The 16,730-nt window shown below is 71.4% G+C and carries 15 protein-coding genes; 9 read left to right on the top strand and 6 right to left on the bottom strand.

Translation table 11 applies throughout. The features are described 5' to 3' along the window. Positions 1-212 precede the first annotated feature (212 nt). Positions 213-1,640, top strand: coding sequence for an alkaline phosphatase family protein (locus tag ACIRRY_RS29555; protein ID WP_403978243.1), 1,428 nt, complete (start codon positions 213-215; stop codon positions 1,638-1,640). A 257-nt stretch (positions 1,641-1,897) separates the two neighbouring features. Here ACIRRY_RS29555 and ACIRRY_RS29550 read toward each other — a convergent pair whose 3' ends face one another. Together ACIRRY_RS29550 and ACIRRY_RS29545 are read right to left on the bottom strand one after the other, a co-directional pair. Continuing rightward, positions 1,898-2,764: a fructosamine kinase family protein gene (locus ACIRRY_RS29550; RefSeq protein WP_403978240.1), complete on the bottom strand. Its 867-nt coding sequence runs from the start codon at positions 2,762-2,764 to the stop codon at positions 1,898-1,900. Between the two features lie 23 nt (positions 2,765-2,787). Then, entirely contained in the window at positions 2,788-3,327 is a 540-nt protein-coding gene (locus ACIRRY_RS29545) for an AAA family ATPase (protein ID WP_403978237.1), read from the bottom strand. A gap of 123 nt (positions 3,328-3,450) precedes the next feature. Between ACIRRY_RS29545 and ACIRRY_RS29540 the strand changes: the two genes are divergently transcribed. Next, positions 3,451-4,680 (top strand): PP2C family protein-serine/threonine phosphatase, encoded by a 1,230-nt coding sequence (locus tag ACIRRY_RS29540; RefSeq protein WP_403978235.1) that lies wholly within the window; start codon positions 3,451-3,453, stop codon positions 4,678-4,680. A gap of 72 nt (positions 4,681-4,752) precedes the next feature. On the opposite strand, the gene ACIRRY_RS29535 is transcribed toward ACIRRY_RS29540, so the two are convergent. From ACIRRY_RS29535 to ACIRRY_RS29525, 3 genes are read right to left on the bottom strand one after another with little or no spacing between them, the layout of a single operon-like run. Further along, positions 4,753-7,656 (bottom strand): CHAT domain-containing protein, encoded by a 2,904-nt coding sequence (locus ACIRRY_RS29535; RefSeq protein ID WP_403978232.1) that lies wholly within the window; start codon positions 7,654-7,656, stop codon positions 4,753-4,755. Between the two features lie 3 nt (positions 7,657-7,659). After that, positions 7,660-8,907, bottom strand: a complete 1,248-nt coding sequence (locus ACIRRY_RS29530; RefSeq protein WP_403978230.1) for a hypothetical protein — start codon at positions 8,905-8,907, stop codon at positions 7,660-7,662. Next, the gene (locus ACIRRY_RS29525; RefSeq protein ID WP_403978228.1) at positions 8,907-10,298 is read right to left on the bottom strand and encodes a hypothetical protein; all 1,392 of its coding nucleotides are present in this window, start codon (positions 10,296-10,298) and stop codon (positions 8,907-8,909) included. The genes ACIRRY_RS29530 and ACIRRY_RS29525 overlap by 1 nt, the downstream gene beginning before the upstream one ends. Positions 10,299-10,425: 127 nt before the next feature. Between ACIRRY_RS29525 and ACIRRY_RS29520 the strand changes: the two genes are divergently transcribed. The 4 genes from ACIRRY_RS29520 to mftR are packed head-to-tail and all read left to right on the top strand — an operon-like array spanning position 10,426 to position 13,394. Continuing rightward, positions 10,426-10,848 carry a hypothetical protein gene (locus ACIRRY_RS29520; RefSeq protein WP_403978226.1) on the top strand — a complete coding sequence of 141 codons (423 nt, stop codon included), beginning with the start codon at positions 10,426-10,428 and terminating at the stop codon, positions 10,846-10,848. A gap of 1 nt (position 10,849) precedes the next feature. Then, positions 10,850-11,335 carry a hypothetical protein gene (locus tag ACIRRY_RS29515; RefSeq protein WP_403978224.1) on the top strand — a complete coding sequence of 162 codons (486 nt, stop codon included), beginning with the start codon at positions 10,850-10,852 and terminating at the stop codon, positions 11,333-11,335. A gap of 44 nt (positions 11,336-11,379) precedes the next feature. Beyond that, the gene (locus tag ACIRRY_RS29510) at positions 11,380-12,762 is read left to right on the top strand and encodes a hypothetical protein (protein WP_403978222.1); all 1,383 of its coding nucleotides are present in this window, start codon (positions 11,380-11,382) and stop codon (positions 12,760-12,762) included. A gap of 8 nt (positions 12,763-12,770) precedes the next feature. Further along, positions 12,771-13,394, top strand: a complete 624-nt coding sequence (mftR, locus tag ACIRRY_RS29505) for a mycofactocin system transcriptional regulator (RefSeq protein WP_403978220.1) — start codon at positions 12,771-12,773, stop codon at positions 13,392-13,394. 6 nt (positions 13,395-13,400) lie between these two features. On the opposite strand, the gene mftG is transcribed toward mftR, so the two are convergent. Next, positions 13,401-14,948 (bottom strand): mycofactocin system GMC family oxidoreductase MftG, encoded by a 1,548-nt coding sequence (mftG, locus tag ACIRRY_RS29500; protein WP_403978217.1) that lies wholly within the window; start codon positions 14,946-14,948, stop codon positions 13,401-13,403. A 135-nt stretch (positions 14,949-15,083) separates the two neighbouring features. On the opposite strand from mftG, the gene mftA reads away from it, so the two are divergent. The 3 genes from mftA to mftC are packed head-to-tail and all read left to right on the top strand — an operon-like array spanning position 15,084 to position 16,712. Further along, positions 15,084-15,221, top strand: a complete 138-nt coding sequence (gene mftA, locus ACIRRY_RS29495) for a mycofactocin precursor MftA (protein WP_200677138.1) — start codon at positions 15,084-15,086, stop codon at positions 15,219-15,221. Beyond that, a complete protein-coding gene (gene mftB, locus ACIRRY_RS29490) occupies positions 15,211-15,507 on the top strand; it encodes a mycofactocin biosynthesis chaperone MftB (protein ID WP_403978215.1) in 297 nt (98 codons plus the stop codon). Before mftA ends, mftB begins: the two co-directional genes overlap by 11 nt. After that, positions 15,504-16,712 (top strand): mycofactocin radical SAM maturase, encoded by a 1,209-nt coding sequence (gene mftC, locus ACIRRY_RS29485; RefSeq protein WP_403978212.1) that lies wholly within the window; start codon positions 15,504-15,506, stop codon positions 16,710-16,712. The genes mftB and mftC overlap by 4 nt, the downstream gene beginning before the upstream one ends. The last annotated feature ends 18 nt before the right edge of the window (positions 16,713-16,730 follow it).

Below are 16,730 nucleotides of genomic sequence, written 5' to 3'. Positions count from 1 at the left end.
CCGGGTCAGATCATGAGCCGACCAGTTGTCCCCCAAGGGTTGGCAACACCTCGGCAACGCCCGGATGTTGCCGGTCACGGCTTGGCCAACCCCTTTCCGCACGTTGGCCGCAAATTCACCGCACGCCCCTGACACCCCTTGCCGAGCAAGGCGGAGAGTGATCCGAGGTCTGGTCCACGAGATCCCTCGAAGCTCTTCAAGAAGGGGCAATCATGGCCGAGTTGACACGTCGTAGACTCCTGGGTTCCGCCGCGGGCGCGCTGGGCGGCGCCGCGGCATTCTCCCTCCTCCCGCCGAGCGTCCAGAAAGCCGTCGCCGCCGAGCCGCCGAAGAACGGTTCGCTGCGGGACATCGAACACGTCGTCATGCTGATGCAGGAGAACCGGTCGTTCGACCACTACTTCGGCACCCTGTCCGGTGTTCGCGGATTCGCCGATCCGCACGCACGCAAACTCGACACCGGGCGCAGCGTCTTCTACCAGCCGGACGCGGTGAATCCGAAGGGCTACCTCCTCCCGTTCCACCTCGACACCCACACCTCCAGCGCGCAGGCCATCCCGTCCACCAGCCACGCCTGGTCGGTGCAGCACCAGGCCTGGAACAACGGCAAGATGGACCAGTGGCTGCCGGCCCACCGCGCGGCCGACGGCGTCAACGGCCCCTATGTGATGGGCTATTACACGCGCGAGGACATCCCGTTCCAGTTCGCGCTCGCCGAGACCTTCACCATCTGCGACAACTACTTCTGCTCGGTGTTCGGGCCGACCTGGCCCAACCGGCTGATGTGGATGACCGGTTCGATCGACCCCGGCGGCACCCAGGGCGGCCCGATCATCAGCAACGTCGCGCCGACGCCGTACCGCTGGACGACGTACGCGGAACGCCTCCAGAACGCCGGCGTGAGCTGGAAGGTGTACCAGGAGGAGGACGACTACGGCACCAACATGCTGGAGCAGTTCGCCTCGTTCAAGAACGCGCAGCCCGGCTCCGACCTGTACGAGCGGGGTGTACGTCCGCAGCCGCACGGCACGTTCGAGGACGACGCGCGCAACGACCGGCTGCCGACGGTGTCGTGGATCTGCCCCACGAGCTATCAGTCGGAGCACCCGGACTACCTACCGGCCGCCGGCGCCGACTACGTCGCGTCGAAGATCGAGGCGATCGCCTCGAACCCGAAGGTGTGGCGCAAGACCGCGTTCATCCTCAACTACGACGAGAACGACGGCCTGTTCGACCACGTCGTCCCGCCGACGCCGCGCGCCGGCACGAAGGACGAGTTCATCCAGGGCCTGCCTATCGGCGGTGGCTTCCGCGTCCCCGCGATCATCATCTCGCCCTGGACCGTGGGCGGTTGGGTAGCCTCCGAGGCCTTCGACCACACCTCGGCGCTCCAATTCCTGGAGCGGTTCACCGGCGTCGAGGAACCGAACGTCACCGACTGGCGCCGTGAGACCTTCGGCGACTTCACCACCGCGTTCCGCTTCCGCGACGCCCGCCCGCGCTCGCCCCGCCTGCCCCACGACACGGCGGAGCAGCTGGAGAAGGCCCAGGAGGAAGTGGCAACACTCCCGAAGCCCACGCTCCCGGGCGCGGACCAGAAGTTCCCGCACCAGGAGCGTGGCCGCCGCCCGCACGTCTGACCGGACCTTCGCGAGGGGCGGCCCCGGCCGGTGTGATGCGGCCGGGGCCGCCCGTGCGGTGGAGACGGCCGCGCCGAACAGCACTTCGCGCCCCGGCATCGTCTGGCCTGGTCTCCGTGGCGGGTGCCCTGGCTGGTGCCGTTCGGCCAGTGGGCCCGCGCGGTTGAGATGGTTCGCTCGCCGCAGCCGTGCCGACCCGCACTGCGTGCGCGGGCAGCGTCCGGCCTGGCCCCCGTGACCGGCGCCCCCGCCCGGTGTCACCCGCCCAGCGCCGCCCGCGCCGCCGACAGCGCCCGCTCCGCGTAACCCCGGCCGAACAGCACCACGTGCACCAGCAGCGGAAACAACTGGTGCAGGCCGATCCGGTCGGTCCAGCCGGGGGCGAGCGGGGCGGCCTCCTGATAGCCGTCCAGGATCTCGGGCAGGTGCGGGCAGCCGAAGAGGTGCAGCATCGCCAGGTCGGTCTCCCGGTGGCCGCCGTGTGCGGCCGGGTCGATCAGCCGGACGTGTCCGTCGGTACCCCACAGCACGTTGCCGTCCCACAGATCACCGTGCAGCCGCGCGGGCGGCTCGGCGGGGCCGGCCAGTTCGGGCAGCCGCTCGCAGACCCGCTCCACCGTCCTGCCTTCGTCGGCTCCCAGCGTGCCCGCGTCGACCGCGCGGCGGAGGTAGGGCAACACCCGTTGCCCGGCATACCAGTTGGGCCAGTCGGCGGCGGGCGCGTTGCGCATCGGGGCGAGCCCGATGTACGCGTCCGTCGGACCGCCGGGCGGTGGTGCGCCGAACGCGGGTGCGCCGGAGGCGTGCAGGGCGGCCAGGTCGCGGCCAAAACTGACGGCCGCTCGCGCACTCGGTGGGCCGGTTGGGACGTGGTCGGTGATCAGCCAGTTCCCGTCCTGGCCCCGTACCGTCGGCACCCGTACCGTCCCGGCATCCGCCAGCCAGCGCAGCCCCGCCGCCTCGGCCCGTACCGCGCCCGGCGCCTCGTCGCGCTTGATTACCACCACCGACTGCCCACCGTGGAGGGCCACTTCGGTGACCGCCCCGGACAACGGACGTTCGGCGGTCACCGCGCACCCGGTGAACCTGGCCGCCGCCTGCCCCGGACTCTCGCCTTCGATCACGGGAACAGCGTACGACCGACCGGTCAACCAACCGTAGATCGAACGGCGTCGGCCAGGCCGGACTCGCGCAGTACCCGCTCGACCGTCACCTCCAGCGGACTCGTCGCCGGCACCACCGTCTCGACATCACCGGGCAGCACATCCAACGGCCGATACCAGTCACGGAGTTGATGCTCCGTCACCTCGTCCGCGATGGGCTTCGTGGCATGCCGGGCCAGGGTCTCCTCGAACGGTACGTCGAGGTAGTAGCAGTGCGTGCGGCCCGGATGGTCGGCGAGCAGACCCGCCAGCATCTCGCCGTAGTGGGATACGTACAGGAGGCCTTCCAGCACGGTGTGGAAGCCGTGCGCCAGAGCGTGCCGGACGGTCAGGTCGATCAGGCCGATGTTCGCGCCGCCTGGAATGTCCCGCTCGCGCAGCACCTCGCGCCGGATGGCATCCTGGCGGACCAGGGCGATACCCCGGCCGTACCGCTCCCGCAGACCGGTGGCCACCGAGCTCTTTCCGGAGGCGCTGTTGCCGCGCAGCACGATCAGTCGGGTGGGGGAGGAGGGCGTTGTCACCGGGGCACCCTATCCACTGTGTGTCGCTGAGTGACCGAGTGGGTACAAAGCGCCTCCCGAGGCTCGGCCGGTCTGCTTATATCGTGGGAAAATGGTGTGATAGCGGCGATTGGTGGCAGGGCCATGACGGACGCGGAGATCGATTACGCGGCGGTGTTCCAGGGGCTGCCCGGCATGGTGGCCCTGCTCACCCCCGCCCTGGTGTACGCGGACGTCAACGAGGAGTACCTCCGCATGTCCGGCCGCACCCGTGAGCAGGTCGTCGGCCGGTTCCTGTTCGACGTCTTCCCCGACAACCCGAACGACCCCGTCGCCACCGGCATGCGCAACCTGGAGACCTCCCTGCGCCGCGTCACCACCACGGGTGAGCGCGACGCCATGGCCCTCCAGCGCTACGACGTCGAGTCGACCCAGTGCCCCGGCGAGTGGGAGCAGCGCTACTGGAGCCCGGTCAACGCCCCCGTCCTCGACCCGGGCGGCAAGGTGGTGCTCATCGTCCACCGGGTCGAGGAGGTCACCGAACTGATCCGGGCCCGGGGCGGCCCGGGCGGCAGCCGCACCCGGGTACTGGAGGCCGAGCTGTACACCCGCGCCCGCGAACTCCAGGAGGTCAACGAGCGCCTGCGCGGCGCCCACGCCCGCGAACGCGAGGTCGCCCTCGCCCTCCAGGAGGCGATGCTCCCCACCCGCCGCCAGGGCGCGAGCCACCAGGTCGCCGTGCGCTACCGGCCCGCGGTCGGCTCCCTGAACGTCTGCGGCGACTGGTACGACGTGGTCGGCCTGGTCGGCGGCGACCGCATCGGCGTCTCCGTCGGGGACGTCGTCGGGCACGGCCTGGCCGCCGCCGGTGTCATGGGCCAACTGCGCAGCGCCCTGAGCGCCACCTCCCGGGTCGCCGACGGCCCCGCCCAGGCCCTGGACGTCCTGGGCCGCTACGCCAACGTGGTCGACGGCGCCGAATCCGCCACCGTGGTCACGACGTTCGTCGACTTCGACCGGCACACCATCACCTACAGCAGCGCCGGACACCCACCGCCCGCCCTGGTCCACCCCGACGGCCGCGTGGAGTTCCTGGACCGGGCCACCGACCCGCCGCTCGACGCCCGCCCCGACCCGATATCCAGGCCGCAGGCCACCACCGCGTTCTCCCCGGGCTCCACCCTCGTCCTCTACACCGACGGCCTGATCGAACGCCGCCGCGAGGACATCGACAAGGGCCTGGCGCGTCTCGCCGACTCCCTGGTCCGTCACCGGAACATCGACCCCGAGGTCCTCGCGGACGCCGTACTCCTCGAACTCCTCCCGCACGGGGGCGCCACCGACGACACTGCCCTGGTCATCGTCCGGCTCTGACCGGCCGTAGAAGAATCCGCGGCACAGGACGATCTGCGGCACAGGACGATCCGCGCCCCACGTCGATCCGGGTCACACGACGATGCACGTCATCGCCGCCCACAGCAGCGGCGAGTGCTCGATACGGCCGTCCGCGCGCCAGCGGTCGAGCTGCTCGCGCTGCCAGCCGCCGAGGCCGCGCACGGGGTCGTCGTCCTCGTGAGCCGTGTCGACGGCGATGATCGCCTCCGTCAACGGGCGTACGGAATCGGGGAGTTGAGCCAGCCGGTGGAAGGCGAAGCTGGTCGGCAGGACCCAGCGGGTCGCGGTGACCAGCTCGGCGCCGTTGTACAGCATCGCCGTCGCCAGGCCGAACGACTCGGCGAACCGCAGATCGCCGCCGCTCTCGCAGCCGATGAGGGCGACCCGGCGTGGCGCGGGCCAGATCCGGCCGCCCGGCTCACCGTCCGCGCGCAGCGGCAGCGAGCCCAGCAGGAGGTCCTTGGCGGACAGCGGCCGGTGGGTGCGGAGCGGCTCGGCGAGGCCGGTGGCCCCCGCGGCGCAGCACAGGTGCAGGGTGCCGTCCTCGCTCTGCCCGCCCTCGACCGGCGCACCGCTCACATGCCCGACGTACAGCAGCCTGCGGGCACCCTTGCGCAGCACACCGCTCAGCCAGTCCCGGTCCAGGTCCGTGCGGCGGAAGGCCTCCGCCGGCGTCGCGACGGACGGGACGACGGCGCCCGCGTCCATGCGGCGCCGGACCAGCGACACCAACTCCGGGTCGGAGCCGGGCGGTCCCAGGACCGAACCGAGCGCGGAATCGGCGCGGAAACCGGGGACACGCGGGTCGAGGACGAGGACGACCGGGTCCGTGCCGGTGCTCCGTGTCGTTGCGGGCGCCGGATCGCGTGGCCGCAGTGACGCAGGCGCCGTGGTCACCACATCCGCCAGGTCGATGAGACGTACGTCGGTCCCGTCGTCGACCGCGAGCAGTTCCCAGGGCACCTGGGCGACCCGGGGCGACGGCTGGATCCGGATCAGCGGACGGCCCGCCCGCTCCGCCACCTGCCGTATCTGCGCGGTGAGTTGCTCCGGCCACAGCGCCTCGGCCAGCAGACGCGCGAGGCCGCGCTCACTGTCGTACGAGGCCAGCGCGCCCGAGTCGAACGCCCGCCGCGTGCCCTCAGCCCCGTCACCCGTCCCCGGCAGCGCGTCGGCCAATACCCTTACTGCCGCGTCGACTTCGGCACCGGGACCGTGACCGGTGCCGAACCCCCGGGCCCCGCCCGCCCACGTCCAGGTCATGAACAGGTCGCCGGCATCGACCAGTCGGACCTGCACGACGGGGCGGCTCGTCAGGTCGTCGGTGATCCAGAACGGCACCGCGTCCTCGTGCGCGATCCGCCGGTGATACCGGAACTCGGCCGCCGCGATGTACTCCTGGAGCGCGACACGGCCCGGCCCCGACTGCGCCGACATCCGCACCTTCGGCGGCGGCGCGACCCGCAGTCCGACCGAGGCGGCGGCCTCCGCCGCGACCCCGCCGAGCGCCATCGCGCCCTCGACGCGGTCGTACGCGTCCATGACCTTCATGGCCGCATTCGGGAACACCGACGTGGGGTCCTCGACCGGCTCCGAGGGCGGTGTACGGTCCAGTGCCAACGAGGCGCCCGCGCACCGGTGTTCCGCCAGTTCGAAGAGCAGGCCCTGGTCCTGCCTCCGGATCGCCAGGCGGAACACCAACTGCATTGCCTCGTCGGCCAGTTCGAGCCACTGGCTGCGCGCGTGGGCGGTCGCGAAGTCGTAGCGTGCCGCCTCCAGGGCCAGCGCGGCGGGCAGGGCGAGGGAGAGCGCGTTGCCGATCGACTCCGACTCGCGATCGCCGTGGTCCGTACGGTTCAGATTGTCCTCAAGGGTGCGCGCGAGCATGAGGTCGACCTGCGCGCACCGCTCGTACACCTCCCGCTCCTGATACACGTCCCGGGCTGTCTGGGCCAGCCGCTTCATCTCGTCGATGTCGCCCCGCTCATAGGCGTGTTGGGCGCCCAGCAGCATGGTGTCGGCGGCGGCGATCGAGGCGCCGAGCCGCTCGAACCGGACCAGGCTCGCCGCCAACAGCTCCTCCGCGCCGATGGTGTCGCCGCGCCGGCCGGCGAGAAAGGCACGCGCCTGCTCACAGACCGCGAGGTCCCCGAACCGCCGCTGCCCCTCGAAGAACGCGGACGCCTCGGCGAACAACCGCTCCGCCAGGTCGAGTTCACCCCGGTGCAGCGCGGCATACGCCCGGTGCGCGAGCAGCACCTGCTGCTCACCGGCGTCCCCCGACGCCCGGAAGTGGTCCTCCGCACGGGCGAAGAAATCCTCGGCCGCCTCGAACCGCCCGGTCGATGAGCAGATCAGACCGAGGGCGACCAACAGCCGGGGGACGGTCTCCACCGCCGTCTCCGGAGTGGTGGCCAGCAGCGCCGACGCCTGTTGCTCGGCTGCTCCCCACTCACCCCGTTCCATCAGCAAGTGCACGCGATTCAGGCCGAGTTCGGAGGTGCGCAGCCCGTCCGGGTCGTCGAACTCCGGCAGCCGGACCGCCGCCTCGTCGAGCCGGGCCAGCGCCTCGTCCAGACGTCCGGTCCTGCGCAGCAGGTCGGCGTCGGTGATCAGCGTCCGCAGCAGCATCTCCAGCCACAGTTGCCGGCCCTGCGGCCCCATCGGCTCCGCCGCGATGCCGTCGAGCAGCGCGCGGGACCGCGTGTTGGCGTCCTCCGCCCCGGCCGGATCGGTGGCGACGAGCCGGACACTCGCGATGTTCGCCAGCAGATGCGCGCGCAGGAACCGGACATCGGGCGAGTCCTCGATGGACTCGGCCAGGGCGAGCAACTCCTCGTAGACGGCGACCGACGCACCGAGATCGGCACCGAGCTGATACTCCTCGGCCCGGGCCAGACCGCTGTCGAAGGGCTCCCCGTAGAGCTGCGCCACCGCACCGTTCTCGTTCGGCATCGGTCAGTAGTCCTCATCGATGGTGGCGGCGGCTGTCTCAGCTAGGAACGGCCCCGAAGTCCCCTCGTGCGGACCCGAGTTGGTGGTGTCAGGCTGTGCGGCTGTCGCGAGCCGCCGTCGGACCAGCGCGCGGATCGCGTCGCGGTCGGCACCCCCATCAGGACCCGGCCCCGGATCAAAGCCGGGCAGCAGCACACCGATCTCGATCCGCGACCGCGCCTCCCCGGCGGCCGGCAGATCCAGGTCCGCCCGCCCGCTCCACACGTCGTCCCGCCGGGCGAGCGGTACCCGGCTCGGGCGGCCGGCGTCGACCCCGACCTCCGCGACGAGCAGCGCACCGGCGACGGGCGCCGAGGTGTGCGCGACGACCTCGACCTCGATCCGCCGGCGCGCGCCGAGCGCGCGGGCGGTCCAGGACACGGCGGTCTCGGAGGCGTCGACAAAGCCGGGCGGATAGCGGCGCCAGTCGTTGGTCCCCGCGCCCCGCGCGATCAGCCGGCCACCCGCGACGAGCGGATCACCTGCGGCAAGGGCGTAGTCACCGTGCCGTGCGAACAGCGCGGCGGGATCGACCGGAGTGGTGTCCGCACGGGGCCGGGTCATAGCCGACCGAAGGCCCCGCAGCTCTTGCCCGTCCAACCCGGCGCCGTCCGCCGCGTCGTCGACGGACCGCAGAACACGCTCCAGTCGGCGTGCCGTTGCTGTCGACGGCGGAGTGGCCTGCCACCAGCGGATCAGCGGGTCGAGGGCGGCCCGGTGGTCCTCGATCAACTCGGCCGCGCAGTCGTCGGGTTGATCACCCTCGTCGTCGAAGAGCTGCTGGCACTCGTGCGTGAGCGCGGCCAACTCCAGCCCGAGCACGTCCGGTTCGAGCGCCGGTATCCCATCGAGATGCGACGCCGGCCACCACCGTGCCGCCCAGTGTCCAAAACCGAGCCGGGCGGCGACAGCCGCGAGGTCGGTCAGGTCCGAGGGAACCCGCACATCGGCCAACTCACCTGCCGCACAGGCCTGCACGGCAGCGGCGGTGCGCTCGCCGTAGACCGCCCACAGCCACTGCTGCGCCCGCTCCACGTCATGGATCTCCGCCGTGGGTAGCCCGGGCGCCGCGAGCACCGGCCAGGCCAGCACCGCTCCGGCGACGTCGAGAACCGCACGTGTGAAGTCGGAACAGGCGCCAGGACCGGCGGTGACGCGGATCGTGCCGTCGTCGTCACGCACGACATGGACATCGGCAGAGGGCCGCGCCATCACGCACTCCTCGACTCGGCGACTTCGGCTTCATCCACGGCAGTTGGTGCCGCCGCTGCCGACAACGTCCGCAGTGCCGACCGAACCCGGGCCCGGTGGTCCATCATCACCGAGCGGGCGACCCCGTCGAGCACGGCCCAGGCAGACGAGGCGTCCGTGAGCGGCGCGCCGCGGACGTCCCGCCCGTGCAACCGCACCCACAGCCGCCGCATGTAGGCGGTCCAGGGCGTACGGAGATCCCGGGCGAGGGCGTCCAGCACTCCGCCGTCCGGGTCGGGGCGCGGCGAGACGGTCATCCGGCGGGCGCGCAGGACCGAAGCCTCTCTGCGCCAACGGCTGTTGACGGCTCGGTGAGCCGAGGTGCGGCCCGGCGCGGGCTCCTCGATGCCCAACGGGTCGAGGCCGACCGCGAGTCGGCCGCCGAGGACGACAGTGACGCGCAGGCTCTCGTCGTGCAGACCGAGCGGAGCGCAACTGCGGCCGACCTCCCGCCCGACGAGCTCCGGCACCGTGGGCAGTTCCTCGCGGCGGGCCGACGACTGGAGCACGACGAAGAGCCGCTCGAAGAGCGTGCGGTCCAGGGGCGCGGGCAGGGTGGCCGTCGAGGCACCCCGGCCGACGTGTGGCCGTGGCGGCAACTGCCGTTCGGTCAGCCCGAGATGGGCCGGCAGTTCGTCCCGCCCCCAGACCCCGCTCGCGTGCGCCCACAGGGCCCGGCCGAGCAGGTCGCCGTGTCCGGCCTCGACCATGGCCAGGTACGACGGTGAGTTCCTCGGCCCCGCCGCCCCGCCGCAGGCCTCCAGCACCTCACCCGCCAACGCGACCGCAGCGGCCGTATCGACGGCCGGGACCGGCCGACGCCCCTCCCACCTGACGGCCAACTCCCGCTCCAGTCTGGCCTGTTGGGTGACATCCGCCAGATATCGCTTCAGCGCGTCGACCGTACGGCCGCCGTCCGCGTCCGCGACGTCCTCGACGACCGCCCGGGCCAACGCGCCCGCACCGTCGGCGGGTTCACCGTGCTCGGCGGCCAGTTCGAAGCACCGCTGGAAGTACAGATCCTGCGGATTGCCCGCCACCACGCCCAGCGCCCGGCGGGTCCGCTTGAGCAGCGTGAACCACTGTGCCGTCGCGACCAGCCGCGTACCGGACTCCCGTATCAGCGCGTCGAGCCGCGCGGCCGGCTCCGGGGCGAGGAAGTCCACCGCGAGTTCTGGATGCAGGCCAGGCCGGACGATCAACGGCAGCACGATCAGCTTGACCGTCCGGGTCAGCGGGGCGCCACCGGGGCCGCTCAGCGATTCCAGCCCCGGCCCCAGCGCACGCCACGCACCGTCGATCACCATGGCGCGCGGTCGGCGCTCGCCGGTCGGCTGGCTGGGAAGCGGCATGTCAGGAGCCTACGTCGTCCGAGATCGGGCGGGCGAACCTGGGATCGGTAGGCGACCGGGGCCGCCTAGCGTCCACAGGGACAGCGGGAAACACGGGCATCCGGCCCGACCAGAAGGAGAAGCCGACATGGGAATCTTCGGGCGTCGCAAGAGCCGCGAGGAGAAGGCCGCCGAGATCGCGGGCCAGGTGACCAGCGGCAAGGGTTTCTACGGCCGGGCGACCCGCGCGTTCCTCGGCAACGAGGACTACGCCAGGGTCCAGCAGTCGATGGGCGCGTACAACTCGGGCCTCGGAGTACAGCAGTTGCTCGCCGCGGGAGCGCCGACCACGACCGCCGTGGTCGTGTCGATCGCGGACACCGGCCAGCTGATCAACCACGACCCGGTCGTCGACCTGGTCGTCCAGCCCACCGGGAGCGCCGAGCGGATCCCCCTGCGGACCATCGTCTCCAAGCTGCGGATACCCCGCAGCGGCGACCAGGTCCTGCTGGTGGCCGACCCGGCGCAGCCAGGGAACTACCTGTACGCCGGGGGCGGCGTGGCCCCCTGACATGGCCGACGACGGGGAACGGGACGGAACCAGTCCCGAGTCGCCGCAGATGTCACTGACAGAGCGGGTCGGCGCGTGGGATGCCGCGGTCCTGTACTTCAGTTCCGCGGTGATGGTCCTGTCCGGCCCGGTCATGCTGGCCTTCGCCGTTCTGGCCGGCGCCGAACTCATGCTCATCGGCGTCGTGTTCACGGTGGTCCTCGTTCCCGTGGGCCTGGGCCTCTGGTTCCACACGGATGCGGAGAGAGGCCACAACCGGCGGCTCGACGCCGTCGGAATCCCGGCGACCGCCGAGATCACCGACCTGACCGACTTCGACTGGAACGGAGAGGAATCCGGCGTCGAGGTCGGTCTGCGCGTCAGCGGGCCGGGGCTGCGGACCTTCGAGGCGACCTGGAGACGCGGGCACCATCCCGGCCTTCGGGTGGGCCGCGGGCTCGCGGCCGAGGTGGACCCGGCCGGCGGTCGGTTCCGTGTCCGGCTCTGAGCACATGAAGTCCGACTATGAGCACATGAAGGGAGAAGAGAGCGATGCGCAGTCACACCGGTGTGTTCATCGGCCATCTGCTGTTCGCCGCGGTCTGCCTCTCGGGGGCCCCGGTCTTCCTCCTCGTCGGGTACTACGCCTTGCCCGACCATCCCGGTTGGGACTGGCCGGCACTCGTGTTCGCCCTCGGACTCGTCTGTACGGCCATGATCCCCGTCACGGCGATCACCGCCACGCGGCAGAGCTATCCCCGGATCACGCGCAGGGACCGGGTGAAGAAGGCGAGCCATCCGTACCGGGACGACACCTTCGTGATGTGGGCGCCGAAGTCCGAACAGGGCCACCCGCAGGCACAGTTGGTCCGCGCGGACGTACTGGAGGCGTCACTCGTCCACTACAGCCCCGACGGCGAGTCGACCTTCACCACCCACGGGGGCAACTACACGCCCGACGAGTTCACACCGCTGATGAGGCTGAGGATGCGAGTGCACGACGGCGAGGGGATCGAGGGCTTCGAGGTGACGGGCGAGTGCCGGGTGCCGTCCTTGTGCCTCTCGGCGATCACGGCGGGCCGCCTGGCGGTACTCGTGGGCCCGGAACGCCCCGGGGCACAGCGAAGGATCACCCCGCAGTGGCCGAGCAGCGCCCTGCTCGCCGGTACGAGAACCTGGCGGGTGATCGACCTCGAAGGCCGAACAAGCGATGTCACCCGGCGAGTTGACCGCCAGCTCCGGCAGATGCGGATCTCGCGGGAGGCCGGAGGTATCCCCCTGACCGGAGACACGCTCGACCTCCGCCACCTGGACCCGCACACGGCGGCACGCTACGCCGCCCTGGCCGACCGTCCCGAGGACCAGGCACCGGTGAGCGAGCCGGGCGAGGAGGCCCGCCGACTCGCGGACCAACTCCCGGGCGAACAGGGGGCGTTCGGCTCGGTCGGCCGACGATGGTCGCGGCGGGGTGGAGTTCTGGTACGGGCCCGCTTCCTGGAGATGCGCGCCAGAACCACCTTCCAGGACCACGGCCCCGTCCTCGACACCGTCCTGCGCATCCGACCTGTCGACGGCACACCCCCGTTCGACGCCTCCCGCCGACTGACGGTCCCGATGGACTACCTGACAGCCCTCCACCGCACCAAGGAGGTCGTCCTCGCCGTCAGCCCGAACGGCATCTCCTACGACGTCGACTGGGCCCGAAGCAGCCTCCTCGCGGGCGTCACCGCGGCCACGGTCATCACCCCGGACGGCCAGGAACTCCCGGTGACGGGGCGCCCCGACCTCATCTGGGCCCTGATGAACCTCCTCGCAGCGCACGGCATTTCGGTCACGACGCCCGTCCTGGACCTCCGCAAGCGCCGGATGCACACGGTGGCGGGCGCGGTGCTGCACATGGTGCGCGACCACGTCGAACCCCGCACCTGTGCATGATGTGCGCTGTGGACGGTGCGAACGATGAGCAAGGACAGCGGCAGACCAGAACGGGCCGACCGCCCGCGACCTCGCGGGCCGCGTTGGAGCGGGTGGGCTTCGAGCTGTTCGCACGGCAGGGCTTCGACCGGACGACCGTCGACGACATCGCCGGCGCGGCAGGCATCGGCCGCCGTACCTTCTTCCGCTACTTCGCCTCCAAGAACGACCTGGTGTGGGGCGACTTCGAAGCCGAACTGGTCAAGCTGGACGGCCTGTTGACGGCGGCCGACCCCGCCGCCCCGATGATGGACGCGCTGCGCGGCGCGGTCGTCGAGTTCAACCACTTCGACCCGGCGGCCGTGCCCTGGCACCGTCAGCGCATGGCGCTCATCCTGCGGGTCCCCACCCTTCAGGCCGACTCGACCGTGCGCTACGCCTCGTGGCGCACCCTCGTCACGGAGTTCGCCGCGCAGCGCACCGGCCGGGCGTCCTCGGAGCTGCTGCCCCGGCTGATCGGCCACACCGTCCTGGCCGCGTGCATCGCCGCCTACGAACACTGGCTGACGGACGAACAGGCAAGCCTCGGCGGCCTGTTGGACCTGGGCCTACGCCAACTCGCGGCCGGCTTCGACGGCCCGGCCCTTCCCTGAGGGACGTTACGGGAGGTCGCGGCGCATCGCGTCGGCGACAAGCTCGCCGACGAGCACGGCGGTGGCCGCCGGACCGCGCAACGGCGCGGTCGGCAGAATCGAGGTGTCCGCGACACGCAGCCCGACGACACCGTGCACACGCCCGTACTGGTCGACTGCCGCCCCCGGATCGTCGGCGGGTCCCATCGGAACCGTGCCGCACGTGTGGTGCGAAGTACCGAGCCGCGCCGCTGTCCAGCGATCGAGCAGCCGGTCGTCCGCCAGCACCTCCGGCCCCGGCTCCACCAGCCCGAGGGAGACTTCCGCGAACGCGTCGGTGGCGACCAACGCGGCCGTGACGCGGGCGACTTCGCGCAGGCGTCGCCGGTCCTCGCCGGTCTCCAGATAGCCGTACTCGACACTCGGGGGAGCAGCGGCGTCGGCGGAACGCGTGCGCAGTCGGCCGCTGAGCCGGGGTGACTGCACCGACGCCAGGAACGCGAGCGGCGCGCCGGGCACGCTCACCGTTCCACCGACCAGACCCGCCATGGGGACCAGCGACTGGAGGATCTCCAGATCGCCGCCCCGGTGGCGGCCGTCCGACGAGGACAGATGGAGGCACCCACCGAGCCAGGAGCCGACAGGTTCGGGAAGGTGCCGCCGTGGCCGCCACTCCAGGACCAGTTGCGGATGGTCACCGAACCGGGCTCCCACGGCAGGGGAGTCGACGACAACGGCAATGCCCAGGCGCTTCAATTCGTCGCTCGGTCCGATGCCCGACAGGTGCAGGAGATGGGCGGAACCGAACGCCCCGCCACACAGCACGACTTCGCCGCACTCCAGCGTCGTACGCCGCCCGTCGCGCTCGACGACGACGCCGGTCACGCGTCCGTGCTCGATGACGACCCGCCGCACCGAACTCCCGCCCTCCACCGTGAGGTTGGGGCGTCCGAGCGCCTCCAGGAGATAGCCGGCACCGGTGTTGACACGTATCCCGTCCACCGAGTTGGACGGCACGGGTCCGAACCCGGGCGTGCCCTGGGCGTTCTTGTCGGGCTCCTGGGGAAAGCCCGACTCGTGGGCGGCCGACCGGAATGCCACGGCGGCAGGATGCCGCAGGTCCGTGCGCCGGATGCGCATCGGTCCCCCGGAACCGTGCAACTCGTTCTCGCCGTAGTCGAGATCGGTCTCCAGAGAGCGCAGCAGTGGAAGCACCCGGTCGTACGACCAGGCAGCGCCTCCCGCCACTGACCACCGCTCGAAGTCCTCGCGCCGAGCCCGTACGAAGTAGCCGCCGTTGACGGTCGTCGACCCGCCGAGAACACGCCCCCGTACGACGGTATAGGGCCGCCGCGGTGTGAGGTGGACCGCGTACGGCTGGACGGCGGGATGCCCGGGCTGTGCACCCGGGACGAGTCGAGCATCCATCAACTCCCGTGCGAAAAAAGGGTGTTGGCTCGGCACGGAACCCGCCTCCAGCACCAGCACGCTGCGGTCGGAGTCCTCGCTCAGTCGTGCGGCCAGCGGGGCGCCGCTGCCGCCCGCGCCCACGACGATGACGTCCGGGCGGCTCAACCGGGCCCCGGCGCTGTCGTAGACCGACCGGTCGAAAGAATCATGGCGTCTCCCTCTTCACTTTCGGCACCGGGTGCCATTACTGTCGACCGCGCAGCCGCCCGGATGCCCAGCCGGATGCTCAGGGAGAGTCGCATGAACGAACTCCAGTCCGTACCGACCGTCCCGGCCAACGAGAACCAGGCCGAAGAGCCCGTCACGGAACAGCAGTTGATCGAGGCCGACGACCTCATCGAGGAGATCTCCATCGACGGCATGTGCGGTGTCTACTAGGCCCGCCCGCACGACCGCGCCGACCCTCGACCGCGCCCTCGGGCTGCATCCCCAAGTCTCGGTACGCCCCGAACCGTTCGGCGCGCTGCTCTACCACTTCGGCACCCGCAGGCTGACGTTCCTCAAGGACCGCAGACTCCTCGCCGTCGTCGAGTCCCTCGCGGACGCCCCGACGGCCCGCGCCGCGTGTCTGGCGGCCGGTGTCGAGGAGGCCGAACTGCCGCGCTACGGAAGGGCGTTGGCCGCCCTCGCCGAGTCGTCGATGCTCGTCGGAAGGACCCCATGACCGCCACCGCCGAACCGACCCGGCTGGTCGACCTCTTCGAATCCGGACTCGACGCGCCGATCTGCCTCACCTGGGAGCTGACCTACGCCTGCAACCTGGCCTGCACCCACTGCCTCTCCAGCTCCGGACGCCGCGACCCGCGCGAGCTGTCCACCGCCGAAGCCAAGGCCGTCATCGACGAGTTGGAGGCCATGCAGGTTTTCTACGTCAACATCGGCGGCGGCGAGCCCACCGTCCGCGCCGACTTCTGGGAACTCCTCGACTACGCCACCGCCCACCACGTCGGCGTGAAGTTCTCCACCAACGGCGTCCGCATCACCCCCGAGGCCGCCCGCCGCCTCGCCGCCAACGACTACGTCGACGTCCAGATCTCCCTCGACGGAGCGACCCCGGACGTCAACGACGCGGTACGCGGCGCCGGTTCGTACGCGACCGCGCTGCGGGCACTGGAGAACCTCGCCGCCGCAGGCATGCGCAACTTCAAGGTGTCCGTGGTCTGCACCCGCCACAACATCCCCCAACTCGACGAGTTCAAGGCCCTCGCCGACCGCTACGGCGCCCAACTCCGCCTGACCCGGCTGCGTCCCTCCGGGCGCGGCGCCGACGTCTGGGACGACCTCCACCCGACCGCCGCCCAGCAACGCGAGCTGTACGAATGGCTGTTGGCCCACGGCGAGAACGTGCTGACCGGCGACTCCTTCTTCCATCTCTCCGCCTACGGCGAGGCACTCCCCGGCCTCAACCTCTGCGGCGCCGGACGCGTCGTCTGCCTGATCGACCCGGTCGGCGACGTCTACGCCTGCCCGTTCGCCATCCACGAGGAGTTCCTCGCCGGCAACGTGCGCACACCCGGCGGCTTCACCGACGTATGGCGCGGCTCGGAGCTGTTCACGCGGCTGCGCGCCCCGCAGCACGGCGGAGCCTGTGCGTCCTGCGCCTTCTACGACACCTGCAAGGGCGGCTGCATGGCCGCCAAGTTCTTCACCGGACTGCCGTTGGACGGCCCCGACCCCGAGTGCGTGCAGGGCTACGGCGAACAGCAACTGGCCAAGCGTCCCAAGGGCGTTGGAGACCTGCCCAAGCCGTCCGCCGACCACTCCCGGCGACGGCCCGTGGACCTCGTCCTCACCCGGCGCCGGGACCTGGAACGGCCCCCGGTCACCGACTGCGCCGAGGACCCGCTGGCCGGGCTGCGCCTCACCTAGACCGCGAGAGAAGAGAAC

Source organism: Streptomyces sp. NPDC101776, assembly GCF_044766845.1.
Lineage (GTDB): Bacteria > Actinomycetota > Actinomycetes > Streptomycetales > Streptomycetaceae > Streptomyces.
Note: the sequence above shows the minus strand (reverse complement) of the source record. Positions and strands in the feature narration are given on the sequence as shown.

What these genes read in the sequence shown, in the direction of transcription:
- ACIRRY_RS29555 (WP_403978243.1), top strand. Translation starts at nt 213, where the DNA reads ATGGCCGAGTTGACACGTCGTAGACTCCTGGGTTCCGCCGCGGGCGCG.
- ACIRRY_RS29540 (WP_403978235.1), top strand. Translation starts at nt 3,451, where the DNA reads ATGACGGACGCGGAGATCGATTACGCGGCGGTGTTCCAGGGGCTGCCC.
- ACIRRY_RS29535 (WP_403978232.1), bottom strand. Translation starts at nt 7,656, where the DNA reads ATGCCGAACGAGAACGGTGCGGTGGCGCAGCTCTACGGGGAGCCCTTC.
- ACIRRY_RS29530 (WP_403978230.1), bottom strand. Translation starts at nt 8,907, where the DNA reads ATGGCGCGGCCCTCTGCCGATGTCCATGTCGTGCGTGACGACGACGGC.
- ACIRRY_RS29525 (WP_403978228.1), bottom strand. Translation starts at nt 10,298, where the DNA reads ATGCCGCTTCCCAGCCAGCCGACCGGCGAGCGCCGACCGCGCGCCATG.
- ACIRRY_RS29520 (WP_403978226.1), top strand. Translation starts at nt 10,426, where the DNA reads ATGGGAATCTTCGGGCGTCGCAAGAGCCGCGAGGAGAAGGCCGCCGAG.
- ACIRRY_RS29515 (WP_403978224.1), top strand. Translation starts at nt 10,850, where the DNA reads ATGGCCGACGACGGGGAACGGGACGGAACCAGTCCCGAGTCGCCGCAG.
- ACIRRY_RS29510 (WP_403978222.1), top strand. Translation starts at nt 11,380, where the DNA reads ATGCGCAGTCACACCGGTGTGTTCATCGGCCATCTGCTGTTCGCCGCG.
- mftA (WP_200677138.1), top strand. Translation starts at nt 15,084, where the DNA reads ATGAACGAACTCCAGTCCGTACCGACCGTCCCGGCCAACGAGAACCAG.
- mftC (WP_403978212.1), top strand. Translation starts at nt 15,504, where the DNA reads ATGACCGCCACCGCCGAACCGACCCGGCTGGTCGACCTCTTCGAATCC.